Annotated in this window: 23 protein-coding genes, 3 pseudogenes and 1 riboswitch; of the genes and pseudogenes, 6 read left to right on the forward strand and 20 right to left on the reverse strand. The window is 70.9% G+C overall.

All coding sequences use genetic code 11. The features are described 5' to 3' along the window. Window positions 1-267 precede the first annotated feature (267 nt). Window positions 268-726: a hypothetical protein gene (locus AB0N16_RS13840; RefSeq protein ID WP_365796302.1), complete on the forward strand. Its 459-nt coding sequence runs from the start codon at window positions 268-270 to the stop codon at window positions 724-726. 1 nt (window position 727) lies between these two features. Here AB0N16_RS13840 and AB0N16_RS13845 read toward each other — a convergent pair. The 3 genes and pseudogenes from AB0N16_RS13845 to AB0N16_RS13855 all read right to left on the reverse strand — a co-directional run. Beyond that, window positions 728-1,189 (reverse strand): annotated as a pseudogene (locus tag AB0N16_RS13845) (phosphotransferase); the annotation flags it as partial. Beyond that, window positions 1,185-2,156, reverse strand: a pseudogene (locus tag AB0N16_RS13850) (hypothetical protein); the annotation flags it as partial. The pseudogenes AB0N16_RS13850 and AB0N16_RS13845, both read right to left, overlap by 5 nt. Before the next feature lie 351 nt (window positions 2,157-2,507). Further along, window positions 2,508-3,680 (reverse strand): acyl-CoA dehydrogenase family protein, encoded by a 1,173-nt coding sequence (locus AB0N16_RS13855; protein ID WP_365796304.1) that lies wholly within the window; start codon window positions 3,678-3,680, stop codon window positions 2,508-2,510. A gap of 330 nt (window positions 3,681-4,010) precedes the next feature. Here AB0N16_RS13855 and AB0N16_RS13860 point away from each other — a divergent pair, with 330 nt between their 5' ends. Next, the gene (locus AB0N16_RS13860; RefSeq protein ID WP_365796306.1) at window positions 4,011-5,261 is read left to right on the forward strand and encodes a glycoside hydrolase family 18 protein; all 1,251 of its coding nucleotides are present in this window, start codon (window positions 4,011-4,013) and stop codon (window positions 5,259-5,261) included. A 58-nt stretch (window positions 5,262-5,319) separates the two neighbouring features. Here AB0N16_RS13860 and AB0N16_RS13865 read toward each other — a convergent pair whose 3' ends face one another. From AB0N16_RS13865 to AB0N16_RS13885, 5 genes are all read right to left on the reverse strand, one after another. After that, window positions 5,320-5,979: a TetR/AcrR family transcriptional regulator gene (locus AB0N16_RS13865; RefSeq protein WP_365796308.1), complete on the reverse strand. Its 660-nt coding sequence runs from the start codon at window positions 5,977-5,979 to the stop codon at window positions 5,320-5,322. Between the two features lie 65 nt (window positions 5,980-6,044). Further along, window positions 6,045-6,185 carry an SCO1431 family membrane protein gene (locus AB0N16_RS13870; RefSeq protein WP_365796310.1) on the reverse strand — a complete coding sequence of 47 codons (141 nt, stop codon included), beginning with the start codon at window positions 6,183-6,185 and terminating at the stop codon, window positions 6,045-6,047. Between the two features lie 96 nt (window positions 6,186-6,281). Continuing rightward, complete coding sequence (locus AB0N16_RS13875) at window positions 6,282-7,661, reverse strand: peptidase C39 family protein (RefSeq protein ID WP_365796312.1); 1,380 nt, start codon at window positions 7,659-7,661, stop codon at window positions 6,282-6,284. Window positions 7,662-7,836: 175 nt separating this feature from the next. After that, window positions 7,837-9,291: an amino acid permease gene (locus AB0N16_RS13880; RefSeq protein ID WP_365797106.1), complete on the reverse strand. Its 1,455-nt coding sequence runs from the start codon at window positions 9,289-9,291 to the stop codon at window positions 7,837-7,839. Window positions 9,292-9,381: 90 nt separating this feature from the next. Beyond that, window positions 9,382-10,332 carry a hypothetical protein gene (locus tag AB0N16_RS13885; RefSeq protein ID WP_365796314.1) on the reverse strand — a complete coding sequence of 317 codons (951 nt, stop codon included), beginning with the start codon at window positions 10,330-10,332 and terminating at the stop codon, window positions 9,382-9,384. A 271-nt stretch (window positions 10,333-10,603) separates the two neighbouring features. On the opposite strand from AB0N16_RS13885, the gene AB0N16_RS13890 reads away from it, so the two are divergent. Together AB0N16_RS13890 and AB0N16_RS13895 are read left to right on the forward strand one after the other, a co-directional pair. Next, window positions 10,604-11,224, forward strand: coding sequence for a hypothetical protein (locus tag AB0N16_RS13890; RefSeq protein ID WP_365797107.1), 621 nt, complete (start codon window positions 10,604-10,606; stop codon window positions 11,222-11,224). A 430-nt stretch (window positions 11,225-11,654) separates the two neighbouring features. Continuing rightward, entirely contained in the window at window positions 11,655-13,517 is a 1,863-nt protein-coding gene (locus AB0N16_RS13895; RefSeq protein ID WP_365796316.1) for an AAA family ATPase, read from the forward strand. Window positions 13,518-13,775: 258 nt separating this feature from the next. Here the strand turns inward: AB0N16_RS13895 and AB0N16_RS13900 are convergent, their stop codons facing one another. The 10 genes from AB0N16_RS13900 to AB0N16_RS13945 form a co-directional block, all read right to left on the reverse strand. After that, window positions 13,776-14,864 (reverse strand): hemolysin family protein, encoded by a 1,089-nt coding sequence (locus AB0N16_RS13900; RefSeq protein WP_365796318.1) that lies wholly within the window; start codon window positions 14,862-14,864, stop codon window positions 13,776-13,778. Further along, a complete protein-coding gene (locus AB0N16_RS13905; protein ID WP_365796320.1) occupies window positions 14,861-16,189 on the reverse strand; it encodes a hemolysin family protein in 1,329 nt (442 codons plus the stop codon). Before AB0N16_RS13905 ends, AB0N16_RS13900 begins: the two co-directional genes overlap by 4 nt. 257 nt (window positions 16,190-16,446) lie before the next feature. Then, window positions 16,447-16,902, reverse strand: a complete 456-nt coding sequence (locus AB0N16_RS13910; protein ID WP_365796322.1) for a PH domain-containing protein — start codon at window positions 16,900-16,902, stop codon at window positions 16,447-16,449. Window positions 16,903-16,916: 14 nt separating this feature from the next. Then, the gene (gene hisG, locus AB0N16_RS13915) at window positions 16,917-17,774 is read right to left on the reverse strand and encodes an ATP phosphoribosyltransferase (protein WP_365796324.1); all 858 of its coding nucleotides are present in this window, start codon (window positions 17,772-17,774) and stop codon (window positions 16,917-16,919) included. A 47-nt stretch (window positions 17,775-17,821) separates the two neighbouring features. Continuing rightward, window positions 17,822-18,094, reverse strand: coding sequence for a phosphoribosyl-ATP diphosphatase (locus AB0N16_RS13920; protein WP_365796326.1), 273 nt, complete (start codon window positions 18,092-18,094; stop codon window positions 17,822-17,824). Window positions 18,095-18,128: 34 nt separating this feature from the next. After that, window positions 18,129-18,614, reverse strand: a complete 486-nt coding sequence (ribH, locus tag AB0N16_RS13925) for a 6,7-dimethyl-8-ribityllumazine synthase (protein ID WP_351707026.1) — start codon at window positions 18,612-18,614, stop codon at window positions 18,129-18,131. Between the two features lie 21 nt (window positions 18,615-18,635). Then, window positions 18,636-19,979: a bifunctional 3,4-dihydroxy-2-butanone-4-phosphate synthase/GTP cyclohydrolase II gene (locus AB0N16_RS13930; RefSeq protein WP_365796328.1), complete on the reverse strand. Its 1,344-nt coding sequence runs from the start codon at window positions 19,977-19,979 to the stop codon at window positions 18,636-18,638. After that, entirely contained in the window at window positions 19,976-20,626 is a 651-nt protein-coding gene (pnuC, locus tag AB0N16_RS13935) for a nicotinamide riboside transporter PnuC (RefSeq protein ID WP_365796330.1), read from the reverse strand. The genes AB0N16_RS13930 and pnuC overlap by 4 nt, the downstream gene beginning before the upstream one ends. Then, complete coding sequence (locus tag AB0N16_RS13940; protein ID WP_365796332.1) at window positions 20,623-21,228, reverse strand: riboflavin synthase; 606 nt, start codon at window positions 21,226-21,228, stop codon at window positions 20,623-20,625. Before AB0N16_RS13940 ends, pnuC begins: the two co-directional genes overlap by 4 nt. 156 nt (window positions 21,229-21,384) lie before the next feature. Next, a riboswitch (FMN riboswitch) is annotated at window positions 21,385-21,515 on the reverse strand. A 262-nt stretch (window positions 21,516-21,777) separates the two neighbouring features. Further along, the gene (locus AB0N16_RS13945) at window positions 21,778-23,064 is read right to left on the reverse strand and encodes an ROK family transcriptional regulator (RefSeq protein ID WP_365796334.1); all 1,287 of its coding nucleotides are present in this window, start codon (window positions 23,062-23,064) and stop codon (window positions 21,778-21,780) included. A 133-nt stretch (window positions 23,065-23,197) separates the two neighbouring features. On the opposite strand from AB0N16_RS13945, the gene AB0N16_RS13950 reads away from it, so the two are divergent. After that, window positions 23,198-24,412, forward strand: a complete 1,215-nt coding sequence (locus tag AB0N16_RS13950; protein ID WP_365797109.1) for an MFS transporter — start codon at window positions 23,198-23,200, stop codon at window positions 24,410-24,412. Here the strand turns inward: AB0N16_RS13950 and AB0N16_RS13955 are convergent. Then, a complete protein-coding gene (locus AB0N16_RS13955) occupies window positions 24,372-24,830 on the reverse strand; it encodes a thioesterase family protein (RefSeq protein WP_365796336.1) in 459 nt (152 codons plus the stop codon). The two genes, AB0N16_RS13950 and AB0N16_RS13955, sit on opposite strands and share 41 nt — an antisense overlap. 86 nt (window positions 24,831-24,916) lie before the next feature. Then, the gene (locus tag AB0N16_RS13960; RefSeq protein ID WP_365796338.1) at window positions 24,917-26,194 is read right to left on the reverse strand and encodes an alginate lyase family protein; all 1,278 of its coding nucleotides are present in this window, start codon (window positions 26,192-26,194) and stop codon (window positions 24,917-24,919) included. A gap of 166 nt (window positions 26,195-26,360) precedes the next feature. Here AB0N16_RS13960 and AB0N16_RS13965 point away from each other — a divergent pair. Continuing rightward, window positions 26,361-26,522, forward strand: a pseudogene (locus AB0N16_RS13965) (nitrate reductase); the annotation flags it as partial. Window positions 26,523-26,545: the final 23 nt, after the last annotated feature.

The following is a 26,545-nucleotide window of genomic DNA, read 5'->3' on the forward strand; positions in this document are numbered from 1 at the left end:
GGCGCAAAAGCTACAGTGCGGCTGATCTCCTGGGATACCTCGGCGACGCAGGTCATGGCCGGTTCGTGATGTCACGGGGTGCAGGTGGTGAGCCTGCCGAGGGACAAAAACACCGCACCGGGCACCTGCGGGCGGCATGTGACGAACGACACAGCTCCCGGGCAGGCTCCGTGATGCTCTCGTGATTACCGCCGAGACCGGACGGGAAGTGCTTGCTGTGGTCGAGGCCGCAGTGCCGTCACGGCCCAGCCCGAGGGGGAGTTACCCATGCAGAGTCTTAAGCGCCCTGGTCGTACCACGCCCAAGCGCCCTGAGTTGGTTGTCGAGCCCGAGCCGGAGGGCGTCGAACCCGACCTCTACGAGGCCGAGGACCTGGACGCGTACGACACTTTCGAGATGTACCGGGTGGTCTGCCCGGACTGTGCGCAGCCCATCGCCCTGCTGGCGGACGAGGAGTTCCTGCCGGAGCACGCGCTGTGCGCCTCGCCGTGGAACCCGTTCGGTCTGACGGTCTGTGCCGGTACGGGCCGTGCCGCGGCCGAGGCCCCGTCCGCGGACGAGTCGGTCGAGCCGCAGGAGCAGGACACCGCCCTCCTGCTCACCCTCCCGCAGGGTCTGAACTGGCGGACGCAGCCCTTCTCGCACGTCGGCGGCCCCGGCTCGCGCCCGATGCGCGTACCGGCGATGCGCCTCGGCGGCAGTGACATCGGCCGTCAGGCCGCCTGAGTCACCGCACCGCATCCCAGTAGCTGCCCTGCACCATGGCGCGCAGACTGCCGTGGTGCAGGATCAGTGTGTCCGGATCCGCCGGGACGGCGACCTCACCGAAGTACACCTGCCGATAGGCGATGCGCAGCATGACGATCGCGTGCCGCAGGGCGGCGTACAGGGTGTGGAAGTCCATGTCCCGCGGGGTGTGGCCGGTCAGCCGGGCGTAGCGGGCCTCGACGCGGTCGCGGCGCAGGAACCCGGGCAGTCCCGGCTGTCCGGAGGCGACCGTGAGGTCCTGGAAGAAGCGGTGCAGATAGATGGTCCAGCCGAGGTCCACCTCGCGCGGGGCCGGTGCCGCCATCTCCCAGTCGAGGACGGCGACGGGGTCGAAGCCGTCGTAGACGACGTTCCCGATGCGTGCGTCGCCCCAGTTGAGGACCGGTGGGCCGGGCTCGCTCGGCCACAGCTGCGCAAGCCGCGCGGGGGTGGGGCGCGGTCATGTCGTAGGTACGGCGGTCCACCCAGGCGTGGCCCTGCCAGGTGCCGTGCTGCCAGTCGTCCGCCGGTGGGTAGCCGGCGCCGAGCGCGAGCGGTGAGGAGGCGAGGATCTCCACCTCCAGTTCCTGGGGCCCGCGCGGATCGCCGAGGTGGACGACGGCGCGCTCCGGGTGGCGGGTGCCGGAGCGGTAGCCGATCTCGGCCCGGGGCCAGCCGAGTTGACGGTCACGGTGGCCGGGCCGGACCAGGGTGGCGTCGTTCAGGGTGCGGTAGCCGTCGGCGTCCTCCTGGGTGACGACCATCAGGAAGCGGTCCTCGAAGCGGACCGGGCACCAGATCCAGTGGAAGCCCTCGGTCGGGTTCTCCTCGGCGAGCCGCCCGCCCTCCTCCCCGGGTACCGGGCGGACGCCCCAGCTGCGGTCCCGGGTGCCGGTCCAGCCGGCGGGGTCGACGCGGAACTCCTCGCCGCCCGCCCGGATCACCCCGGACACTCCCCCGGCCTGCACGAACCTGCGGCCCTCCAAGGTCAGCCGGTCGCCCCGGCGTTGCAGGTGGTGCGGCTCCCACAGGGCCGGGAAGCCGGCGGTCCAGGTGAGGTCGCCGGAGAGCGCGTCGTCGTCGCAGGTCAGGCGGAAGCGCCGGAGCGGCTCCTCGACCTCGATGCGCAGCGGGCCGACCTCCAGCCGCGTCCGGTCGTCGCCGAGGGCGTCCGAGGCGCGTACCGCGTGCAGGACGTCCCCGGTGCGCAGGGTGGCGTAGGCGTCGATCACTCCGAGGTTCGGGTAGACGCCGAGGCCGAGGATGAGCAGGGCGCGGCCGCTGTGGTCGAAGACGTGGAAGATGCAGCGGTCGTAGGCGTTCCGGTCCCCGGTGGCGACGTGCTTCATGGAGAGCGGGACCTGGTGCACCGGGTACTCGTCGAGCGGTACGGGACGGTCGTCGGCCATGGCGGGCCTCCCCGGAGGCTGGAGACGGTCCGGCTGACGGTACGTCAGAAAACAGGGGGAGGCCAGATCCGGGAGGGGACGTCCACGAACTCACGCGCGATTCGGGGCATCGGTGACCAGGGCGGCCGCCCCCGCGTTGGCCGGGCATGACGACCACCTACACCGCCCTCGGCCGTCAGCGCCGTATCTTCGTGCCCCCGCCCGCGGCATCGGCCCCGCCTCCCGCGCCGCAGGATCCGCCGATCTACCGCGATCTGATGCGGACCTGGGCCGACCGGGGCCGCACCCTGCCGGGCCGTCATGACCCGGAGTGGGTCAGGCTGGCGGCTCCGACGGTCTCACGCGGGCAGTTCAGCGACTTTCCGGTCCCGCCACATGACGGGCGATGACCATCCGCTGGATCTGGTTGGTGCCCTCGACGATCTGCAGGACCTTGGCCTCGCGCATGTAGCGCTCGACCGGGAAGTCCGCGGTGTAGCCGTAGCCGCCGAGTATCTGGACGGCGTCGGTGGTCACCTTCATCGCGGTGTCGGTGCAGTGCAGCTTGGCCATGGCGGCCTGCTTGGCGAACGGCCGGCCCGCGTCGCGCAGCCGGGCCGCCGCGAGATAGAGGGCCCGGCCGGCCTCGATCTGGGTGGCCATGTCGGCGATCATGAAGCGCAGGCCCTGGAAGTCGGAGATGGCGTGGCCGAACTGCCGCCGTCCGGTGGCATAGGCGACCGCTTCGTCCAGAGCCGCCTGGGCGAGCCCGATGGCGCAGGCGGCGATGCCGAGCCGGCCGGAGTCCAGTGCGGACAGGGCGATGGCGAAGCCCTGGCCCTCGTCGCCGAGCCGCCGTTCGTCGGGGACCCGGACGTCGTCGAAGTGGACCTGGGCGGTGGGCGAGCCCTTCATGCCCATCTTCTTCTCGGGAACCCCGCCGCTCAGGCCCTCGGCGTCACCGGGGACCAGGAAGGCGGTGATCCCGTGCGAGCCCTCCCCGCCCGTGCGGGCCATGACGGTGTAGAAGTCGGCGATGCCGCCGTGCGTGATCCAGGCCTTGGTGCCGTTGATCACCCAGTCGTCACCGTCCCTGACCGCCTTCGTGCGCAGGGAGGCCGCGTCGGAGCCGGAGGCCGGCTCGGACAGGCAGTAGGCGCCGAGCAGGCCGCCGCCGAGTATCGCGGACAGGTGCTCGACCTGCTGCTGCTTGGTGCCGTAGGCGGCGAGCGCGTAGCTCGCGAGGGTGTGCACGCTGACACCGAGACCGACGGTGAGCCGGGCCGCGGCCAGCTCCTCCAGGACCTGGAGGTAGACCTCGTAGGGCTGGTCGCCGCCGCCGTACTCGGAGTCGTACGGCAGGCCGAGCAGGCCTGATGTGGAGAGCAGGGTGAAGACCTCGCGCGGGAAGCGTCCGGCGTCCTCCTGCTCGGCCGCCTGCGGCGCGATCTCGCGCTGTGCGATCTCCCGGACGAGCGAGATCAGGTCCCTCGCTTCTTCCGTGGGCAGTTGACGCTCCACCGGCTGCGGGTCGCGGTCGGACATGGCGTCGCTCTCCTCCCTGTCGGGCCCGGGCGGTCACAGCCCGTCGGGTAGGGGCGGCTCCGCCTGTCGTTCGAGTGCGGCCGAGGTGGGCGTTCCGGGTTACGGAAGCTGCTGACCAGGGGCTGCGCAGTGAGTATGCCCGATCGGGGACCTTCCGTCACCAGTTAACGACCGCTTACTTCTCGAATTCCAGGTCAACACCCGACCGCCCCGAAATTGGTCCGAACCATTGACCCGACTGGTCTAGTCCTCCTAAGGTTCATGACCAACGCTTTACCGCGTTCATGCCAATCGGCGCGCGTTCCCCTCTCCCCCAGGAGGAGACACCCGATGCACACCTCTCACCGCTCCCGGTTCCGGGCGCTGCTCTCCGCGGCCTGTTGCGCCGTCCTCGGCGCCGGGCTGCTGGCCGGCGCGGGCACGGCGTCCGCGGCGGCCCCGTCCGCCCCGTCCGCCCCGTCCACTCCCCAGGTGCAGGCCGGCTCCAAGGTCGTCGGCTACTTCACGGAATGGGGTACCTACGACCGGAAGTACCTGGTCAAGAACGTCGAGACCTCCGGCTCGGCCGCGAAGCTCACCCACATCAACTACGCCTTCGGCAATGTCACCGGCGGCAAGTGCGCGATGGGTGACTCGTACGCGGCGACCGACCGCGCCTACACCGCCGCCGAGTCGGTGGACGGGGTCGCGGACACCTGGGACCAGCCGCTGCGCGGCAACTTCAACCAGCTGCTGAAGCTGAAGAAGAAGCACCCGAACCTCAAGATCCTCTGGTCCTTCGGCGGCTGGACCTGGTCGAGCGGCTTCGGCGAGGCCGCCAGGAACCCGGCCGCCTTCGCCCAGTCCTGCTACGACCTGGTGAAGAACTCCAAGTGGGCGGGTGTCTTCGACGGCATCGACATCGACTGGGAGTACCCGAACGCCTGCGGCAACACCTGTGACACCAGCGGCCGGGACGCGTTCAAGAACGTGATGGCGGCCCTGCGCTCGAAGTTCGGGAGCGGTGCGCTGGTCACCGCCGCGATCACCGCCGACGCGACCAGTGGCGGCAAGATCGACGCGGCGGACTACGCGGGCGCGGCGCAGTACGTCGACTGGTACAACCCGATGACGTACGACTACTTCGGCGCCTGGGCCACGACCGGTCCGACGGCCCCGCACTCACCTCTGAACTCCTACTCCGGCATCCCGACGGCGAACTACTACACCTCGGCGACCATCGCCAAGCTCAGGGGCCTCGGCATCCCGGCGGCCAAACTGCTGCTCGGCATCGGCTTCTACGGCCGCGGCTGGACCGGCGTCACCCAGGCGACCCCCGGCGGCACGGCGACCGGCCCGGCGGCGGGGACGTACGAGCAGGGCATCGACGACTACAAGGTGCTCAAGACCAAGTGCCCGGCGACCGGCACGGTGGCCGGCACGGCGTACGCCAAGTGCGGGAGCAACTGGTGGAGTTACGACACCCCGGCGACCATCGCGACCAAGATGACCTACAAGAACCAGCAGGGCCTGGGAGGCACGTTCTTCTGGGAGCTGAGCGGCGACACCTCGGGCGGTGAGCTGATCAAGGCCATCAACTGACCCCGGTCACGGGGGGCTTGGGGCGGGGGTTCCACGAGACCTCCGCCCCTTGCACGTGTCAGGCGTCCCGGCGGGCCGGGGCCGGGGCACGATAGGCGGGGTCCAGTTCCTCGATCGCGCGCATGGTGCCGCCGAGTGTCTTGACCAGCAGGTCGCGCATGGTGTCGCGGGAGAGTTCGGAGTTTGCGATCCAGGCGAGGGTGGCGCCCTCCACGCTGCACAGCCAGGAGAGCAGGCCCATCCTGGCGAGCGGGGCGATGTCGGCGCGGCCGTAGGCGCCTTCGGCGATGGTCGCGACGATCGCCTCGCGCACCCCGTCCCGGATGGAGTGCACCTCGGTGTCGAAGCCGACGCCGCCGCTGACGATCGTGCGGTACGCGGCCTGGTGGTGCTCGGCGTAGCGCAGATAGCTGTCGATGGTGCGGTGGACGCGGTCCACCTGAGGCAGATCCAGGCCGCTCGCCGCGTAGGTGACCAGGTCGGCGACGGAGTCCTGGATGATCGCCAGGTAGTAGCCGCGCTTGGACTGGAAGTAGTAGTAGATCAGCCCTTTGGCGACATGCGCCTGCCTGGCGATGTCGTCCATGGAGAGCGCGTCGTACGAGGTGTCGGCGAACAACTTCCGCCCGATGGCGATGAGTTCGGCACGCCGGGCCACGGAGCGCTCAGTGCCGCGCGCCCGGGGACGGGCGGCGGCACCTTGTTGACTAATATTCAATTTAGACCCTGGTCTCAGCGGGCTGCGGGACATCCGCAGTATGCCAGGTCGGCTAGTGGGTCAGGTCACAGCAGTCCGAGTTGGGTCACCAGCATGGCGATGACCACGACAAGGGTCCAGCCCATCACGTGTTCCAGGGCCTTCGGGCCGTCGTCCTTGGGGCCGCCGGTGCGAGCGCGGGCGGCGGTGGCGGAGTGCGTGGTCATGCCGTCCACCATGCCACCGATTGCGGCTTTTGCGGCGGAGAGCTTGGTCACAGGAGAGCGGCCCCCGGTCCCTACGGGGGCCGCTGTCGTACCCGGTCAGCGCACGCCCACCGCCGCGAGCGCCTTGAGCTGGCTCGTGGTCGGGCAGGCGGGGAAGTACAGGTAGCAGACGCCTCCGGTGCCGGAGACGACCTTGCCACTGGCGTTGTACCGCTTGGTGCGCAGCCAGACGTTCTCGAACTCCCGCCGTGGATAGACCCGGCGGACCGCGGCGTCGTCGGCCGAGAACGGGTCGTTGGCGATCACGTCGCCGTCCGCGGTGAAGCCGATCACCGTCATGAGGTGCCCGGAGGTGCCGTAACCGGCACCCGTCAGTTCGCTCTCCAGGAACGACTGGGACGTTATGGCCGGGATTCCGGCCGCGATCAGCGTCTCCAGGTCGGTGAGCGAGCCGAGTCGCGTTATCACGCCCTGGATGTCCTTGTAGGTGGCCGCGTAGGCGGCGTTGAACGGCCAGTTGCCGCAGCCCGCGTACTGGTAGTCGTAGGTGTATCGGGCCGCGAGGCAGATCTGGGGATCGGTGTATGACGGGTCGACCCAGGCCAGTTGCGCGGGGGTGGGCCGGCCGCCCCAGTACTCGACGATCATCTGCGAGGAGGTCGGGCTGCACCAGGCCTCGCCGCCGTTGTCGTACTCGGGGTACTGGCCCTTGTGGATCTCCTGCGAGTAGCGCGGGACCTTCAGCTCCCGGGCCAGGCCCGGGGTGGAGGCCGGGACGGTGAAGCGGTCCGGGATGTCCGAGCCCATGGCGCCGACCCGCCAGACGGTCGGGGTGAGCTTGGTGCCGGGCTTGCGGTAGAGGGTCAGGCGCAGCTGGTACGAGGCGAGCCGCAGGCCGGTGGTGGCGTCGTCGATGGCGAAGGTGTCCGTCCAGATGCTGCTCTTGCCGTCGGCCTGGCCGTCCACCGAGGTGCGTCTGATGTCCTGGTCGCCGGCCGCCCAGCGGCCCATCACGTACCAGGGGGTCGCGGTGCCGTCGGAGTAGGTGCCGTGCAGTTCGACCTGGATCCAGGTGCCGGCCGGGGTGTCCGCGTTCCAGGAGGCGATGGTCTCGGTGGCGGGCACGGTGAGCCGGTGCACCGGGCCGGTCCAGGTGCCGTACTCCCAGCCGGCGGTGGTGCCGGTGTGGGGGTCGGTGTAGGAGGTGGTGCCGGCCGGGGTGCCGATGACCGCCCCGGGGCGCTTCCCGGCGACCGCCACGACGCCCTTGGCGGTGCCGGTCTCCCAGTCGCCGTAGGTGGTCCATGAGCGGTAGTCGACGGGACGGGTCTGGGCCCGGCCGGTGTCCTCGGTGTCGGTCTCCGGCGCCGCGGCCGCGGGGACCGCCGGGACCACTCCCTGGGCCACGGCGGCCGCCGCGACGGAGGCGGCGACGGCCAGGACTGTTCTGCGGGACGGCTGTTCGGCTCTGCTCATGGGTGGAAGACCCCCAGGTGGGCACGGAGCTGCTGGTCCGGTACGGGACTGTGCGCCAACTATGGAGCAGGCTGCATGCCCCTGCCAGCACTTCCGCCCATGCCACGCCCACCAATATTGGTCTTGTCCACTGAAAGGGCCCCGGCGCTCTTCGCCGGGGCCTCCTTCACCGCCGTCAGATGAGGTCCATCGCGGCGACCTCGTCGGGGCGGCCGTAACTGACCGGGCCCTGGAAGCGGCGGCGGGCGGTGGCGAACCACCAGGCCGTGGCCACGGCAAGGACGACGGCCAGGGCGATCGGCGCGTAGTTGAAGGTGTCGACGGTGATCGGTGAGGCCTGCGGCAGCATGAACAGGACACTGCTCAGCAGGATCCAGGTCACCGCCAGCCAGCCGACCGGCCTGCTCCACCGGCCCAGGTTCCAGGGCCCCGGCTGGAACTCGTCGCCGAGGCGCAGCCGCAGGAACACCGGCACGGCGTAGGCGAGGAACAGTCCGACCACGTTGACGCTGACGATCGCGGTGAACGCCGTGTGCGACCACCAGCCCGGCACGACCAGGGCCACGGAACAGGCCACCGCCAGCCATACGGCCTTGACGGGCGTGCGGGTCCGCGGCGAGACCGAGTGCCACAGGCGGGAGCCGGGCATGGCGCCGTCACGGGAGAAGGCGAAGATCTGCCGGGTGTTGCTGGTGAGGTTGGCGAGGCCGCAGAAGAGCATGGCGCCGATGACGACGAGCAGCATCGCCTTGGCCCAGCCCATGCCGAGTCCGTCGATGAGAATCTGGACGGGCGGCGCGGAAGAGCGCGCCACCTTGTCGTAGTCGCCGATGCTGTACACCAGCGCGAGCATCAGGACGAGGCCCGTGATCGCCGAATAGCCGATCGAGCGGATGATCCCCCTGGGGGCGTTCACCGTCGCCCGGACCGTTTCCTCGGACATGTGGAAGCTGCCGTCGAAGCCGGTGAAGGTCCAGCTGGTGACGAGCAGGCCGAGCATGCCGCCGTAAAGGCCGTTGGTGAAGCCGGTGTTGTTCACGAAATGCGTCACGAAGGTCGCCGACTGGTGGTGGGCCGGCATCACGGTCAGGGTACTCACGATCACCACGAGTCCGACCAGCAGCCACCACACGGAAATCCGGTTCAGCAGGGCGACGAGCTGCACGGTGTAGGTGTTGGCGAGCCCCTGCACCACGATGATCAGGGCCGTGATCAGAACCGTCTGATGGGCGGTCGGGGTGTACGAGGGCCACTGCAGGGCGATGAAGGCCTGGATGAAGGTGGCGGCCGCGTATCCGGTGGCCGCCGTGCCGCCGATCTGCCCCACGAAGTTCAGCCACCCCGTGTACCAGGACCAGGCGCCCTTGTGCCGCTTGGCGAGCTTGCCCGCGGAGAAATACAGCGCGCCGCTCGTCGGATAGGCGGAGGCGACTTCCGCCATGGCGGCGCCGATGCACAGCACCATCACGCAGACGCCGATCCAGCCGAATACGAGAATGCGGGGGCCGCCCGCGTTCATACCGAATCCGAAGGACGAGAAAATACCCGAGAGGATATTGATGATGGTGAAGGATATCGCGAAATTGTCGAACGCCTGGAATCGGCGGGTGAGTTTCCGCGGATAACCCATCGCGTGCAGGGTCGCGTCGTCGTCGTCGCGGGTGACGGGGTCCGCTGTGCGTTCTGACACTTGCCGGCCTTTCTCTCTGTGAGGGTCTCGCTACGAGGGGACGGGCAGGCCGCAGGCGCGGCGGGCCCGGGAGAGCTGCTCGACGGGCTCGCCGAAGACGCTCCAGGGCATGCGTGAGGCGTACCGCCCCATGGCCGTGAAGACCGCCCGGGCCTCGAACTCACGCTGGGCCATGACCAGCGCGTGCGCGAGGTAGGCCAGGTCGAGCACCGGGGTGAAGCGGTATCCGGCCACCGTGGGCAGCCAGTTGTGGTAGATCGACAGCGCGGTGGCGCGCCACTGCGGCTGCTCCCAGACCCGCTCGGCGAGCAGCTGGGTGGGGTTGTGGCTCTCCACCAGCGCGACCAGGGGCAACAGCCGTATCGCCGAGTCCGCGGGGGCCCGCTGGGCGAGGAAGGCGGCGACGTCCCAGGCGGCGTTGACCGAGCCGCCGTAGCGGGTGAAGAAGAAGGACAGGAAGCGGTGGTGGGCCTCACGGTGCCAGGGGTCGAGGGCGAGGGTGTGCGCGAACAGCCGCCAGGGGCCGGGCGGCGAGGTCAGCAGGCCGCCGGGGGCCGGGTCGTGCGGGCGGTGCAGCCGTGCCATGGCCAGCTTGGCGGCCCAGGGGGTGGGGTCGGCGGGGTTGGTGACGGAGGCCCGGTCGCAGGCGGCGAGGGCGATCCGCTCCAGCGCCTCGGCGCGCGCGTCGCGGGCGTCTGCCGCCCGGATCGCCCGCTGTACGGCCACCCGGGCCCACATCAGCGCGGACTCGGGGCTCGGCTCCTCGGCCAGCCAGCGCTCCACCAGATCGGTGCCGGCCGCCTCGGAGGCCAGGACCAGGGAGCGGTGGGCGCGCAGGGCGAAGTCGGTGCGCGTCTCGGCCAGGGCCTCGCGGGCGCTGCGATATCTCCCCGCGCGCACATCCACGCACACGCTCGCGAGCGAGCGGTCATCGGCCGCCGGATGCCATACGTACTGCCCCTCGAATAACTCCGCGGCCATCTTCCCCTGTCCATCCCCGTTCGACGTGTCGCGGTCGCACAGAAAGCACCCTACTCAGCGGCGGGCGCACCGGGAACGCCCGATTTCGACATATCGGTCAGCCGGTCGGAAATATTAGCGGGGTCGCCGGAAAACGGCCCGAAGTTAGTTCAAGCCGCTACTTTTCCGGGGTGGTAAACGCCCGCTATGCGCCGCACTACTAGAATGTTTCCGGAAAACACCCCACACCACGCGACACCACACCACACCTCAGCACACCTCGGGAATCGTCATTCACCGTCTCGCCTCCGCGCTCCAGGGCCTGCCGCCCTCCTGCGGCCCGGTCCGTCTCGTCGGCGTCGACGGGCACGCCGGCTCCGGAAAGACCACCTTCGCCGGGCAGTTGGCCACCGCGCTGGGCGGGGCGCCGGTGCTGCACCTCGACGACATCGCCAGCCACGACGAGTTGTTCGCCTGGACAGACCGGCTGCTGACCCAGGTGATCGAGCCGCTCGGCCGCGGCGAGACCGCCCACTACGCGCCCTACGACTGGCGCGCCCGCGCCTTCGGCCCGCCCCGCCCGCTGCCGCCGGCCCCGGTGATCCTCCTCGAGGGCGTCGGCGCCGGTCGGCGGGCGCTGCGCCCGTTCCTGGCGCGGCTGCTGTGGATGGAGGTGCCACGGGAGGAGTCCTGGACCCGGGGCAGACTGCGGGACGGCACGGAACAGGGGGACTTCTGGGTCGAATGGGTCCGATCGGAACGCGCGCATTTCGCCGAGGACCCCTCAAGACCGTACGCCGACCTTCTGGTGACACAGTCACAGAAGGGGTACGAGGTACTTCCGGGACCCGTGAAAACCGTTGGACCGGACCAGACGGTCACCCACCGTGAGGGACCGTCGGCAGTGTGCTGAACTTGTGAAGAGGGGCCTCGAAGAAGTTGCCTCAGTACCTCAACTCAGCTTGACCCAAGGGCCGTACAGGACTTACGTTCTGAATGTGCGGCCCTTGGGAGCCGCCCCACAGACGCGAAGCCCCCGGTTGTTCCCCCGTGATCGGGGGCTTCGTTCTGCCCTTTACCCCTTTTGTGTGCGCCGCGTGCGCTTCCGTGCTCACCCTCGGTCACCGAGCGGCGCCCGCCCGATCTGCTCCCACCTCGCCAAACGGCCTGTGCGGCACCCTTCGGCGGGCGGTGGAACCGCAGGTACGATGCCCTCGGTGCGACCTTCGAACGGCTGCTTCGCGCATCTGCAACTCCGGTCCGCGGCACAGCGGTTCGACCAACGGCGGCCATCGGGGGGAGCCCGGGGGCCAACCACGGGGGCACGGTTTGTGGGGGACGTGATGGATTTCGGCACGCAGGGCCCCGAGGCCCCGGCCGACCTCGCCTGGCTGCGAGGCGTGGACGCCTACACGATGGGCGCCTATCCGCAGGCGGAGGAGGAGTTCCGCGCCGCGGTACGGATGGATCCCGGGATGGCCGACGCCTGGCTCGGGCTGCACGCGCTGCGCGTCGACACAACGACCGCGCTGCTCAGAATGTTCCGGCACCGGGACCGCTTCGGCGAACAGCGCGCCCGGCACCGACGGGCGCTCAACTCCTGGTACTGGCTGGGCTGGTGGGTGCAGCCGGTCCTCGAGAACCCGCGCGATCTCCTGCTCGCCCACGCCTCGCACTGGCTGGACGGCCGGCACGTCCCGGAACTCGACCGGGCGCTCGCCGGGCTGCCGCCCGTGGACGCCGACCCCCAGGTCCGCTTCCTGCACGCCTGCCGGGCCTACCTGGTCAAGGACTGGGAGCAGCTGGTACGGCACACCGACCCGCTCCTCGACGACGCCATGCTCGGCATCGAGGCGGGGCTCTTCGGCGGCATGGCCCGGGTCCGCCTAGAAATGTACGGCCAGGCCGAACCGCTGCTCTCGGCGGCGCTGATGCGCTGCCGCAGCGAGCAGCCGCAGCGCAAGGAGCTGCGCTACTGGCTGGCGCGGGCGCACGAGGGCACCGGGCGCAGCGCCGCCGCGCTTCCGCTGTACCGGGCCGTGCACCGGGTCGACCCCGCGTTCATGGACACCTCGGCACGGCTGGCCGCGATCTCCGAGGGCGACGGGTACGACGACAGTGCCGACCTCGCCGCGATCACGCTCACCGGCGCCGGGCAGGACGTCGTGGACGGGCCGGACATGCTCGACCCGCTCTTCGGCACGGAGGGCCGTGATCTGCGGTTCGGGGAGTCCGAGCCGGCGGCCGGGGCGATGCCGTCGGTGGTCGATCCGGCGGTGCGCGAGAAGGTCGTACCCTCGCCTCCGCTGCCGGCCGGGCCGACCGACCCCGCGTTGCTCGAGGAGGCGCTGGCCGAGCTGGAGCGCATGGTCGGCCTTGAGCCTGTGAAGCGGCAGGTCAAGGCGCTGTCGGCGCAGCTGAACATGGCCCGGTTGCGGGCCGGGCAGGGGCTGCCGGTACAGCCGCCGAAACGCCACTTCGTCTTCTCCGGACCGTCGGGCACCGGGAAGACCACGGTCGCCCGCATCCTGGGCCGGGTCTTCTACGCGCTGGGGCTGCTGGGCGGCGACCACCTGGTGGAGGCACAACGGGCCGACCTGGTCGGTGAGTACCTGGGCCAGACCGCCGTGAAGGCGAACGAGCTGATCGACTCCGCGATCGGCGGGGTGCTGTTCGTGGACGAGGCGTACTCGCTCTCCAACTCCGGCTACGGCAAGGGGGACGCGTACGGCGACGAGGCGTTGCAGGTGCTCCTGAAGCGGGCCGAGGACAACCGCGACCACCTGGTGGTGATCCTGGCCGGCTACCCGGAGGGCATGGACCGGCTGCTGGCCGCCAACCCCGGGCTCTCCTCCCGCTTCACGAGCCGCGTGGACTTTCCCTCCTACCGTCCCCTCGAACTGACCTCGATCGGCGAGGTGCTGGCCGCGGAGAACGGTGACGCCTGGGACGAGGAGGCGTTGGAGGAGCTACGGTCGATCGCCGGGCACGTGGTCGACCAGGGGTGGATCGACGAGCTGGGCAACGGACGGTTTCTGCGGACCCTGTACGAGAAGAGCTGCGCGTACCGGGATCTGCGGTTGTCGGTGTATCCCGGGGCGCTGTCGCGGGACGATCTGGCCACGTTACGGCTGCCGGACCTGATGCAGGCGTACGGGGAGGTGCTGTCGGGGCGGGGACCGCAGGATCCGGCGGCCGGGATGTAGGGCTGGCGGCGGGGGTGTCGCCTACCGGCGCTTGCCGGGTGCCTCCCCCACTCTCGGCTCCGCTCGAGCGGGGGGCCTTCATCGCCCACCCGTGTCGCCCGGGTGCCTCCCAAGCCCTCCAGGCGCTGGGGGAGGCGCGCCTGCCCGCAGCTGGGCGGCTGTGGGCAGCGCCTCGTCGGGGGCGCGGGGCTGAGCCGATGTGCGGCTCCGCCGCGTGGGCGCGACCAGCCCCCACGCACCCGCAGCCGAACTACGACCTCACCCGGCCATGGCCTCCTCCGGCTCCCCGCTCGCCCTCGGCTCCGGCGCCCGCGGCGGCGTCGGCCGGTCCCGGTGCGCCGGGTCCGTCACCTCGCCGACCAGCAGCTCCAGGACGTCCTCCAGCGCCGCAAGCCCCAGCACCCGGCCGTTCGCGTCGGCCACCTGGGCCAGGTGGGTCGCCGCCCGGCGCATCACCGTGAGCGCGTCGTCGAGGGGCAGCTCGGCCCGCAGGGTCGTCATCGGGCGCCATACCTGCTGCGGCACCGCACGGTCCGAGTCCTCCAGGTCGAGCACGTCCTTCACATGCACGTAGCCCATGAAGGCACCGGACTCGGCGGCGACCGGGAACCGTGAGTACCCGGTGCGGGCGGTGAGTTCCACGATCTGGCCCGGGGTGACCGACGGGGGGACCGTGATCAGGGACTCGCGGCGCAGGAGTACGTCCGTCACCGGGCGGGAGCCCAGTTCCAGCGCGTCCTCCAGCCGCTCCTGCTCCTCGGGGTCGAGGAGGCCCGCCTGACCGGAGTCCTCAAGGAGCCGGTTGAGCTGTTCGCTGGTGACGACGGCCTCGACCTCGTCCTTCGGCTCCACCCGGAACAGCTTCAGGATGCCCTGGGCACAGGCGCCCAGGGCGACCGTGATCGGCCGGCACACGCGGGCGAACGCCACCAGGCCGGGGCTCAGCCACAGCGCCGCCTTCTCGGGCGCCGCCATCGCCAGGTTCTTCGGCACCATCTCGCCGATGACGAGGTGGCAGAAGACGACTCCGGCCAGCGCGATCACATAGCCCAGCGGGTGGATCACGCCCTCGGGCAGGTGTACCGCCTCGAACACCGGCTCCAGCAGATGCGCCACGGTCGGCTCGGCCACCGCCCCCAGCGTCAGCGAGCAGACGGTGATGCCGAACTGGGCCGCGGCCATCATCTGCGGGAGGCGTTCCAGGCCGTAGAGGACCTGGCGTGCCCGGGCCGTGCCCAGCGGTTCGATCTGGCTGCGGCGGACCGAGACCAGCGCGAACTCCGCGCCCACGAAGAAGCCGTTGGTGAGCACCAGCAGGGCGGCGAAGACCAGTTGGAGGACGCTCATCGGACGGCCTCCGCGACGGCGGGGGCGGTGCGGACCAGGCGGACCCGCTCGGCGCGGTAGTGGCCGACCCGGCGGACCGACAGCCGCCAGCCGGGCAGCTCGGCGCGGTCCCCGGGCGCCGGGATCCGGCCGAGGAGGTCGGCGACCAGGCCGGCGACCGTCTCGTAGGGGCCCTCGGGCACGTCGAGTCCTATCCGCTGGAGGATGTCGACGCGGACACTGCCGTCGACGTCCCAGGCGGGCTTGCCGTCCTGCGACGGGACCGCCGCGAGTTCCGGTGCGTCCGGGCTGTCGTGCTCGTCGCGGACCTCGCCGACGAGTTCCTCGACGATGTCCTCCAGGGTGACCACCCCGGCCGTACCGCCGTACTCGTCGACGACGACCGCGATGGGCTGCTCGGAGCGGAGCCGGGCGAGCAGCGGCTGGACCGGAAGGCTCTCGGGAACGAGTAGCGCCTTGCGGGCGATGCGGCCGACGGGGGTGCGCAGCCGGTCGCGGACCGGGACCGCCAGGGCGTCCTTGAGGTGGGCCATGCCGACGATCTCGTCGATCTTCTCCCGGTAGACCGGGAAGCGGGACAGACCGGTGGCCCGGGTGAGGTTGACCACGTCCTCGGCGGTCGCCGAGTCCTGGAGCGCGCTGACCTTCACTCGGGGGGTCATGACGTGCTGCGCGGTCAGCTCGCCCAGAGACAGGGTGCGGACGAACAGGTCGGCCGTGTCCTGCTCCAGGGCGCCGGCCTGGGCGGAGTGCCGGGCCAGCGAGACCAGCTCGCCCGGGGTGCGGGCGGAGGCCAGCTCCTCGGCGGGTTCGACGCCGAGGGCGCGGACGAGCCGGTTGGCGACCGTGTTCAGCGCGGCGATGACCGGGCGGAACAGGCGCGAGAAGCGGGCCTGCGGACCGGCGACGAAGCGCGCGACCTGGAGCGGCTTGGAGACCGCCCAGTTCTTGGGCACGAGTTCGCCGATCACCATCTGGATCGCCGAGGCGAGCAGCATGCCGACGACGACCGAGATACCGGAGACGGCGCCCTCGGGGAGGCCGATCGCGGTGAACGGGCCGCGCAGCAGCTCGGCCAGTGCCGGTTCGGCGAGCATGCCGACGACCAGGGAGGTGATGGTGATGCCGAGCTGGGTGCCGGAGAGCTGGAAGGACAGTTCCTTCAGCGACTCCACGACCGTACCGGCGCGCTTGTCGCCGTCGGCGGCGGCCTTCTCGGCTTCGGGTCGCTCCACGGTCACCAGGCCGAACTCGGCGGCCACGAAGAAGCCGTTGGCGAGGATGAGCAGGAACGCGGCCGCCAGGAGCAGCAGGGGGGTGGTCATGATGCCGCCGCCTCCGATTCGTCGCGGACCCCGAATCGGGGGTCCGCGGTATGTCGGGAGGGGGCGGCGCAGGTACTACAGGACGATCCGTCCATCGCCGGAGAGGGTCACTCCTCGGGTAGCAGGAACCCCTGTGCGCCGGGCGCGCGACAGGGGCGGAGGCGGGACGTGAAAAAGCCTCCGCCAACAGATTAATCAAGACAGGGCCCACTGCGGCAGGGTGGACGACCCCGAGGTGGCCCCGAAGTTGCGTGATTTCAGCCCTGGTGCTGCTCGGGGTCGTGGATCGCGTGCGCCTCGGCGAGGGCCCGCAGGGCCTTGGCGTCGGCGATCGCGCGCTGCTTGGCGATGCCCGGCTGGATGCCGAGCGCGGGCAGGCTGGTGCCGTCGCTGAGGTTCAGGAACACCCACGGGTCACCCGGTCGGAGGTTCACCTGGAGGATCTCCGCCCAGTCCAGACGCCTCTTGCTGGCGATGTTCACGACGGTGACCCCGGACTCGTCGGCGACCACCTTCACCCGGGCCAGCTGGGCCAGCGCCCAGAAGATCAGCGCGCCGGTGATGACGAAGCTGAGCTGCTCCCCCGGGCCGAGTTGTTCGAGGAGCAGCGCGACCCCGGAGATGGTGGCGAAGATGGCGACGCCCGCGGTGAGCAGGATCACGCGGGTGTGGCCCGGCCGGAAGGTGACGGGAAGGGAAGGAAGCTCGGACATCTCTCGGGGGCGTTTCAGAGGCGGCAGGCGTGGATGGCCGTGGTCAGGATGGCGCGGGCGCCGATGTCGTACAGATCGTCCATGATCCGCTGCGCGTCCTTGGTGGGGACCATGGCGCGGACGGCGACCCAGCCCTCGTTGTGCAGCGGGGAGACGGTCGGGGACTCCAGGCCGGGGGTGAGCGCGACGGCCTTCTCCAGCTGCTCGACCCGGCAGTCGTAGTCCATCATCACGTACGTCCGGGCGACCAGGACGCCCTGGAGGCGGCGCAGGAACTGCTGGACCTTCGGCTCGGCAGCGTCCTCGGCGTCGGCGCCGGCCCGGCGGATGACGATCGCCTCGGAGGTCATGATCGGCTCGCCGAAGACCTCCAGGCCGGCGTTGCGCAGCGAGGTGCCGGTCTCGACGACGTCGGCGATGACCTCGGCGACACCGAGTTCGATGGCCGTCTCGACGGCACCGTCGAGGTGGACGACGGAGGCGTCGACACCGCTGTCGGCGAGGTGCTTGGCGACGATGCCCTCGTAGGAGGTGGCGACCGTCTTGCCCTTCAGGTCCGCCAGGCCGTCGGCCGCGCCGGGCCTGGAGGCGAAGCGGAAGGTGGAGCGGGCGAAGCCGAGCGGCAGGATCTCCTCGGCGTGGGCGCCGGAGTCGACGAGCAGGTCACGGCCGGTGATGCCGATGTCGAGGCGGCCGGAGGAGACGTAGATCGCGATGTCCCGGGGGCGCAGGTAGAAGAACTCGACGTCGTTGACGGGGTCGACGATGCGGAGTTCCTTGGACTCCCTGCGCTGCCGGTAGCCGGCCTCATGCAGCATGTCCGCCGCAGGTCCTGAGAGGGAACCCTTGTTGGGGACGGCGATGCGCAGCATGAGGTCGGCTTCCTTCGCTTGAAAAAGGGCGTTTGTCGGAAAGGGTTCTACAGGTGGGCGTAGACGTCGTCCAGCGAGATTCCGCGGGCGACCATCATCACCTGGATGTGGTAGAGCAGCTGCGAGATCTCCTCGGCGGCCGCTTCCTTGCCCTCGTACTCGGCGGCCATCCAGACCTCGGCGGCCTCCTCGACGACCTTCTTGCCGATGGCATGGACCCCCTTCCCGACCAGCTCGGCGGTGCGGGACGTGGCGGGGTCGCCGTGGGCGGCCTTGTGCTGGAGCTCGGTGAAGAGCTCCTCGAAAGTCTTGTTGGACATGGTGAGCGCCAGACTACGCCAAACGCCGCGTCGCTCAGTGCCAGGGTTCAGATACTGAGCGGAGGGTGGCCGCCGTCGCCACCGCCGCCGTCACCGCCTCGTGGCCCTTGTCCTCGTTGGAGCCCTCCAGGCCGGCCCGGTCCAGGGCCTGCTCCTCGTTGTCGCAGGTGAGCAGGCCGAAGCCGACCGGGACGCCGGTCTCGACGGAGACCTGGGTGAGGCCCTGGGTGACGCCCTGGCACACGTACTCGAAGTGGGGGGTGCCGCCGCGGATGACGACACCGAGGGCGACCACCGCGTCGTAGCCGCGGCCGGCGAGGGCCTTGGCGGCGACGGGGAGCTCCCAGCTGCCGGGGACCCGCAGCAGGGTCGGCTCGTCGATCCCCAGGTCGCGCAGGGCGCGCAGGGCGCCGTCCACCAGACCGTCCATCACCTTCTCGTGCCACTGGGCCGCGATGACGGCGACCCGCAGATCGCTGACATTGCGTACGGACAACTCCGGTGCACCCTTGCCGCTCACGTCTCTCCTCAGTGCTGTTTCTTACTGGTTGCCGCAGCCGGACACGGCGGGGGTGTCCAGCCAGGGCAGGTCGTGGCCCATCCGATCCCGCTTGGTGCGCAGGTAGCGGAGGTTGTGCTCGCCCGCCTGTACGGGCATCGGCTCCCGGCCGGTGACCTTGAGGCCATGGCTGAGCAGCGCGTCGGTCTTGTCGGGGTTGTTGGTCATCAGCCGGACACCGCGGACGCCGAGGTCGGTGAGGATCTGGGCACCGGCGGCGTAGTCGCGGGCGTCGGCGGGCAGGCCGAGTTCCAGGTTGGCGTCGAGGGTGTCGCGGCCGCGCTCCTGGAGTTCGTAAGCGCGCAGCTTGGACAGCAGCCCGATGCCCCGACCCTCGTGTCCGCGCAGGTAGACGACGACACCGCGGCCCTCGTCCTGGATGCGCTCCAGGGCGGCGTCGAGCTGGGGGCCGCAGTCGCAGCGGGCGGAGCCGAAGACGTCTCCGGTGAGGCACTCGGAGTGGACCCGGACCAGGACGTCCTCGCCGTCGCCGATCTCGCCGTGGACGAGGGCGACGTGCTCGACGCCGTCGGTGCTGGAACGGTAGCCGTACGCCGTGAAAGTCCCGTGCTTGGTGGGCAGGTTGACCTCGGCCTCGCGGCGCACGGTGGGCTCGGCGGAGCGCCGGTAGGTGATCAGGTCCGCGATGGAGATGATCGTCAGTCCGTGCTTGCGGGCGAACGGGATCAGCTCGGGGACGCGGAGCATCCGGCCGTCCTCGCCGGCGATCTCCACGATGGCGCCGGCCGGGCGCAGACCCGCGAGCCGGGCCAGGTCGACGGCGGCCTCGGTGTGGCCGTTACGGGTCAGGACACCGCCGGGCCGGGCGCGCAGCGGGAAGACGTGGCCGGGCCGGACGAAGTCCGTCGCCTCGGCGCCGCCGCTCGCCAGCAGTTGGAGCGTGGTGGCGCGGTCGGCGGCGGAGATGCCGGTGGTGACGCCGTGCGCGGCGGAGGCGTCCACGGAGACGGTGAACGCGGTCTTCATGGACTCCGTGTTGTCGCCGACCATCTGCGGCAGCTGGAGCCGGTCCAGCTCCTCGCCCTCCATGGGGGCGCAGATCAGACCGCGGCACTCGCTCATCATGAAGGCGACGATCTCGGGGGTGACCTTCTCGGCGGCGATGACGAGGTCGCCCTCGTTCTCGCGGTCCTCGTCGTCGACGACCACGATCGGGCGGCCGGCCGCGATGTCGGCGATGGCCTGCTCGACCGGGTCGAGGGTGAGGTCCTCGACGCCGTCGGTGCGGTAGAGAATCGGTGGGACAAGAGGGACGGCGCGAAGCGCCTCGTTCGGGGTGGTGGCGGGCGACGGGTGGGCGGTCATGCGGGTGCCCCTTCCAGAGCGGGCCGCGAGCCCTGGCGGGAGCGCAGCCACCAGTCGCGCATGCCCCACAGGACGAGCGCGCCGTAGATGACGTAGACGAAGCCGGAGAAGGCGTAGCCGTTGGCGAAGTTGAGGGGGACTCCGACCAGGTCGACCAGGAGCCAGGCGATCCAGAACTCGACCATGCCGCGGGCCTGGGCGTACATGGCGACGACGGTGCCGACGAAGATGTAGGCGTCCGGCCAGGGGTCCCAGGACAGGGACGGGTAGGCCTTGAAGAGCAGGGCGACGGCGACGGTGCCGACGGCCGCGGCGGCGACCATCGCGCCGCGCTCCCGCCAGCTGGCGAAGCGGGGCACGATGTGGCCGTCACCGCCGTCCTCGGCCCGGCCCTTGTCGCGGTTCCACTGCCACCAGCCGTACAGCGCGACGACCATGACGACGGCCTGCTTGCCGGCGCTGCCGGTGAGGTGGCCGTAGAAGGCGCCGAAGAGGATCAGGCCGGAGGCGAACTGGACCGGCCAGCTCCACAGGTTGCGGCGCCAGCCGAGGGCCAGGGCGGCCAGGCCGAGGATGTTGCCGATCATGTCCGACCAGAGGATGTGCTGGCCGAACATGACGAAGGCCTCGGAGTTCAGCCAGTTCACCGGCCTGCTCCCTGCGTGTTCGCGAGCAGCCGCTCCACGTACTTGGCGACGATGTCGACCTCGAGGTTGACCGGGTCGCCGGGCTGCTTGCGGCCGAGCGTGGTCAGGTCGAGGGTGGTCGGGATGAGGCTGACGGTGAAGTAGTCGGAGCCCACCTCGACGACCGTGAGGCTGATGCCGTCGACGGTGATGGAGCCCTTCTCGACGACATAGCGGGCGAGGTCGGCGGGGAGGGAGACCTTGACGATCTCCCAGTTCTCGGAGGGGGTCCGGGACAACACCTGACCGGTGCCGTCGACATGGCCCTGCACGATGTGGCCGCCGAGCCGGGAGCCGACGGCGGTGGGGCGCTCCAGGTTGACCCGGGAGCCGACGTCCAGCGCGCCGAGGGAGGAGCGCTTGAGGGTCTCCTGCATGACGTCCGCGGTGAACTCGTCGCCCTCGTGCTCCACGACGGTCAGACAGACCCCGTTCACGGCGATGGAGTCGCCGTGCTGTGCGCCCTCGGTCACTACGGGGCCACGGAGCCGGAAACGGGAGGCGTCGCCGAGGTTCTCGACGGCGGTGATCTCACCCAGCTCTTCGACGATTCCGGTGAACACTTCCCGGGTCCTCCTGCCTCAACGGGGCACGGACTCCGGGGCCTGTCGACGAACGACAGAAAGGACGGAAGAGCACACCGGGAGCGACGCCGACAAGGCCCCGCCCGTGACGGACGAGACCAGATACGGCGGCGCGCACAGGTACATGCTCGCCCGCCGCGCACTGCCTCCCATCCGGACTTTAACCGTCGGTCCAGGAATTTCACCTGGTCAACCGGCCGCTGGAAGCGGACGGGTCGCGGACTGTAACCGCCGGTTCGGAGTTTCACCGACCCCGGAGTGCGCTGCTTCTGGTACACGGCCAGTGTGCCACGCCCGGAGGTGATCCAGACAAGGGAGCCATGTGGGCTGCCTCACAGGCCATACCGCTGGACTCCCCTGACGGACCGTCATATGTCCGACCCGCACTCAACGGCCCCTCAGACCAGGCATCTTGACTTGATCCGCGACTATTGACCCTACTGGTCTAGTCCATTTATCGTTCGTGCGAGCCCGGCGGCGGTGACGACGGCCCTTGCCCGTCGCCGGGTCGTCCACCCAGCGGTCGGGTCAGCGGTCCCGCGGCGCGAACAGTTCGTCCTGCGCGCGCTCCCGTGCCGTCAGCAGCGCTCCGCGCAGCACCGCCCCGCCGCCGAGGGCACTCGCCCGCACCTCCGTGGCCAGCGGGGACATCCGGCGCAGCCGCTCCTCGACCCGTGCGGCGAGCGCGGCGCCGCCGGCCGAGCCGATCTCGCCGCCGAGGACCACGCACCCCGGGTCCAGGATGGCGACGACTGCCGCGACACCTACGGCGATGCGGTCGGCCAGGGCGTCGAGGAAGAGCGCAGGGGCTGCCGGACCGGGTCGGCAGCCGTCTGCGGGACCGTCGTGGCTGCTCGCGCAGTTCCCGGCGCCCCTTCGGGGCGCTTCCCTGAGCCGGACCGCCTCCCCCACCAACCGCGCGGCCGCGGGCTCGGGGTCCGCCGACCCGGCCGGGTCCAGCCCGTACTCCTCGGCCAGTTCGGCGATCGGGGTCGCCCCCACCAGCGAGTGGTAGCCGCCCGCGCAGTCCGTCGCCGACGGCAGTGCGAGCGTGCCCGGTACCGGCAGGAAGCCGATCTCGCCGGTGCCGCCGGAGGCGCCCCGGCGCAGGCTGCCGTCCAGGACGACGGCGGCGCCGCAGCTGTGCCCCAGCCAGAGCAGGACGAAGGTGTCGCGGTCGCGGGCGACGCCCTCCTGCTGCTCGGCGAGGGCGGCCAGATTGGTCTCGTTCTCGACACTGACCCGGGCCTCCGGAAACCGCTCCTGGAGGGTGGCGACCAGCCGGCGGTGCCAGGCCGGCAGGCCTGCCGTGTCGCGGAGTTCGCCGCTCGCCGGGTCGATGAGCCCGGGGGCCCCGATGCCGACGGTGTGCAGCCGCCCGCCGCCGGCGGCACCCGCCTCCTTGGCCGTCCGCTCGACCAGTTCCACCGCCTGCTCGACGGCCGCCGCCGCCCCCGCGGCCGCCTGTCCCGCCTCCGGCCCGACCGGCACCGACCCTTCGGCCAGCACCCGCCCCACCAGGTCGGACACCAGCACCGAGACGCTCTCGGTGCGGACGTCGACGGCGGCCAGACAGGCGCCGTCGGCGACGATGCCGTACAGCCGCGCGTTCGGTCCCCGGCGCTGTTCGCCGGACTCGCCGACCACGGTGATCAGGCCGGACGCGGTGAGCCGTTCCACGAGGTCGGCGACGGTCGGCCGGGACAGCCCGGTCAGCTGTTTCAACTGCCCTGCCGTGAGCGGGCCTTGCTGCTGGAGCAGGGTCAGCGCGAGCCGGTCGTTGATGGCCCGGGCGGTGCTCGGTGATGCGGGCATGACGGGCATCCTCCCAGATCGACGCGGCCCAGGACGGCCACATCGCTCCCTATCTATCAGGCAGGGTCCCTGATAGTTTACGGCGCGACAGCGGGGCGGCACCCGCCCGGGGAGGGGCAGGACCATGAAAGCCATGAAAGACGTGGACTACGAGCAGCACGAGGTGAAGCGCGCGCGGTACGCCGTGGCGGCCGTGTTCACCGTGCACGGTGCCGTCACCGGCTCGTTCGCGACCCGGGTGCCCTGGATCCAGGACCATGCCGGCCTGAGCGCCGGCCAGCTCGGCTTCGCGCTCGCCTTCACCGCGTTCGGCGCCTCGTGCTCGATGCCGCTGGCGGGCCGGATCAGCCACCGCTTCGGCAGCCGTACGGCGCTGCGCGGACTGATCGCGATGTGGACGCTCTCGCTGGTCCTGCCGTCCCTCGCGCCGAACCTGTACACCCTCTGCCTGGCGATGTTCGTGTACGGCGCCAGCGCGGGCATGGCCGACGTCGCGATGAACGCGCTCGGCGTGGAGGTCGAGCGGCTGCTCGGCAGGTCGGTCATGTCGGGGCTGCACGGCATGTGGAGCGCGGGCGCCCTGATCGGCTCGGCGGCGGGCACCCTCGCCGCACACCTCGGCTCGGACGCCCGGCTGCACTTCGCGCTGGCCGCCGCCGCCCTCGCCGTGCTCGGTGTGCTGGCGGCCGGATGGGTGCTGGACGTGCAGCCCGCCGAGGACGAGGAGCCGCCGCCGCGGTTCGCGCTGCCGCCCCGGTCGGCGCTGCTGATCGGCACGGTCGGCTTCTGCGCGGTGTTCGCGGAGGGGGCGAGCCTGGACTGGTCGGCGGTGTTCCTGCGGGACCGGATGGACAGTTCGGCCGGGCTCGCGGCGGCCACCACCACGGGGTTCATGCTGACCATGGCGGTCGCCCGGATCAGCGGGGACGCGGTGGTGAACCGCTTCGGCACGGTCCGTACGGTGCGCGCCGGGGGCGTGTTGGCCGCGCTCGGCGGGCTGCTGATCGTCCTCGCCGGGCATCCGGCGGTGGCGATGACCGGGTTCGCGCTGATGGGCCTCGGCATCGCGGTCGTCGTACCGCTGTGCTTCGCGGCGGCCGGGCATGCCGGGCCGAACCCCAGTCAGGCCATAGCCGGCGTGGCGACGATCACCTACACCTCGGGGCTGATCGCGCCCAGCCTGATCGGCGGGGTGGCCCAGGCGACCAGCCTGGTGGTGTCGTTCGGCGTGGTCACGGTGCTCACCTGCGGCCTGGTGGCGTTCGCGGGTGTGCTGCGGCCCGGGGAGCGCGCAGTGCGGGCGGAGGTCAGTCCGCCGGCCGCAGCAGTTCCCGGCCCGCGGCCCTGAACCGCTCGCTCCAGGGGGCGGGGCGCAGGGTGGCCGCGTCCAGCCGGACCAGGACCCGGGTGCCGTGCGCGTAGGTGGTCGCGCCGTCCGCCGAGCAGAACCGGAAGCCGTAGGTCAGGCCGGTGTTGCCGAGCCGTTCCAGCCACAGGTGGACTGCGTAGGCGCCCGGCCGGGTGACCGGCGCCTCGTAGCCGATCCGGAGTTCCTTGACCGCGTTGCAGGCGTCCTCGGCCGCGGTCCAGTCGCCCTCGAAGGCAAAGCCGTGCCCCTGCCAGAACTCGGCCCAGGCCCGCTCGACCATCACCGGGTAGCGGGCGTTGTGGAGCAGCCCGAGCGCGTCCAGGTCGTCGAAGTGGACGGTGACGGGGATCAGCCGGCCGTAGGACAGGGCGGGGGCGGTCGGGGCTTCGGCGGTCACGGGTGGGGCTCCTGGCGTTGCTGACATTGCGCTGACCTTCAGCTGACGCCAGTCTAAGCGGGCGCTCAGGAGCCCCACCGGCGGCCTCAGCCCGCGATCGAGTCCAGCTGCTCGGGGGCCGGCCGCAGTGCCCAGAGGTCACCACCGGGCGGGGCCTCCAGCCGGGGCACCGCCTGCTGGGCCGCCTTGTCGCCGGCGTCTGCGGCCGCGTGGACGACGTCGGACGCCGCGTAGCGGTAGAACTCCAGTTCCGGATGGGGCCACGCGGTGGCCCCGGTCGCTGCGGGCAGCAAATAGTCCACGGCCTTGAACAGGCTCTGTCCGTCCGGCCCCCGGTAGGTCCAGAGGTTCACCCCGACATGCCGGCCGATGGCCGCCAGCCGGGTGTAGGCGACCAGGTCGAAGGTCGAGTAGTGCCAGCTCCTGGTCCGGGTCAGCTCCTGCGGTTGGCTTCCGTCGGCCGCGATCTGCGGGTCGATCCGTCTGGCCCGCGCGTCCAGCACGGTCTTCTTCGCCAGTGCCTTGTCGCCGGTCGCGTAGGCGAGGGCGGCGAGCTGCATGTCGTAGAAGGTGCCGTGGTTGTTGACGGCGGCGCCCTCCTCCTTGCCGAAGGCGCTGTTCTTCAGCCAGTCACGGAAGTCCGTGTTCCAGCTGCGCATCCCGGCGCGGTCGTCGGCGCTCCAGCCGGGTGCGCCGGTGGCGAGGATCGCGAGGGCGTCGACCACGCTCGTGTACGACTGGGAGAAGTCGATGATGCCGATGGCCCGGCCGTCGTACTTGCACGGGATGAACTGGGCGTGGTCGAGGTTCGGGTTCATCCGGGTCGCCGGGTCGAGGAACCAGGTGCGCAGGACCTGTCCGGCTTTCTCGGCGTACTGCCGCTTGCCCGTGTAGTACCAGGCCAGGGAGAGGTCGTAGGTCGAGTCGAAGACCTTCTCCGCGTCCTGGCGGTCGGTGCCGGTGTCGACCTCGGGATTGCGCCGGCCGTCGCGCTGGACGTAGGGGCAGCCCCAGGGATTGTCGGCGGTGGGTGTGGTGGTGGGCCACCAGTAGGGGGCCTGGCTCAGGTAGTCGTGGACGTCGCCGCCGGGCGCGGGCTTCGGTTTGTCGACGACCGTCCAGGGACCCTGGCCCAGCCAGGCGTCGGCGCGGGTGGTCAAGTCCTTGACGGCGCGCCGGAGTCGGGGGTCGCCGTGGTCGAGGTCAGCCTTGGTCCGCTGGAGGCGAGCACCGTCGAGCACGGCGGTGTCGGGTGCCTTCGGGGCTTTCGGGGCCCTCGCGGTCGCATGGGCGGAGGGGACGAGGACGGCCCCGATGGCCGCCAGTGCCGTCAGGACGACGGCCGTGCGGGATCTTCCACTCATCGAGCACTCCGATCAGACAGGAAGCAGCCGTTAGTCATGTACGTGAACTAGGTTCACGAGTGAGACCGTGTGAGCGTAGGACCCCCAGGTAGCCATGACAATGGTTCGGACCGTCTTCACGTACGAAACCGTCTTCACAGCACTTCGAAGAAAGCGAACCCCCGCCATGGATCTCGGCGTGCGCCGGAAACCGCACGGCGACGGGCGCAGGCCGACGCCCGGAGCGGTGGTACGCCGCGGCGAACGGCTCTCCTGGCCGCGCGCTATCGGGCTCGGCGCCCAGCACGGCGTGGTCGCGTCGTTCGGTGCGTCCTTCGTGGCGCCCCTGAACGCATGATGCGTGCGAAGACC

The organism is Streptomyces sp. NPDC051105 (assembly GCF_040682795.1).
Taxonomy (GTDB): Bacteria; Actinomycetota; Actinomycetes; order Streptomycetales; family Streptomycetaceae; genus Streptomyces.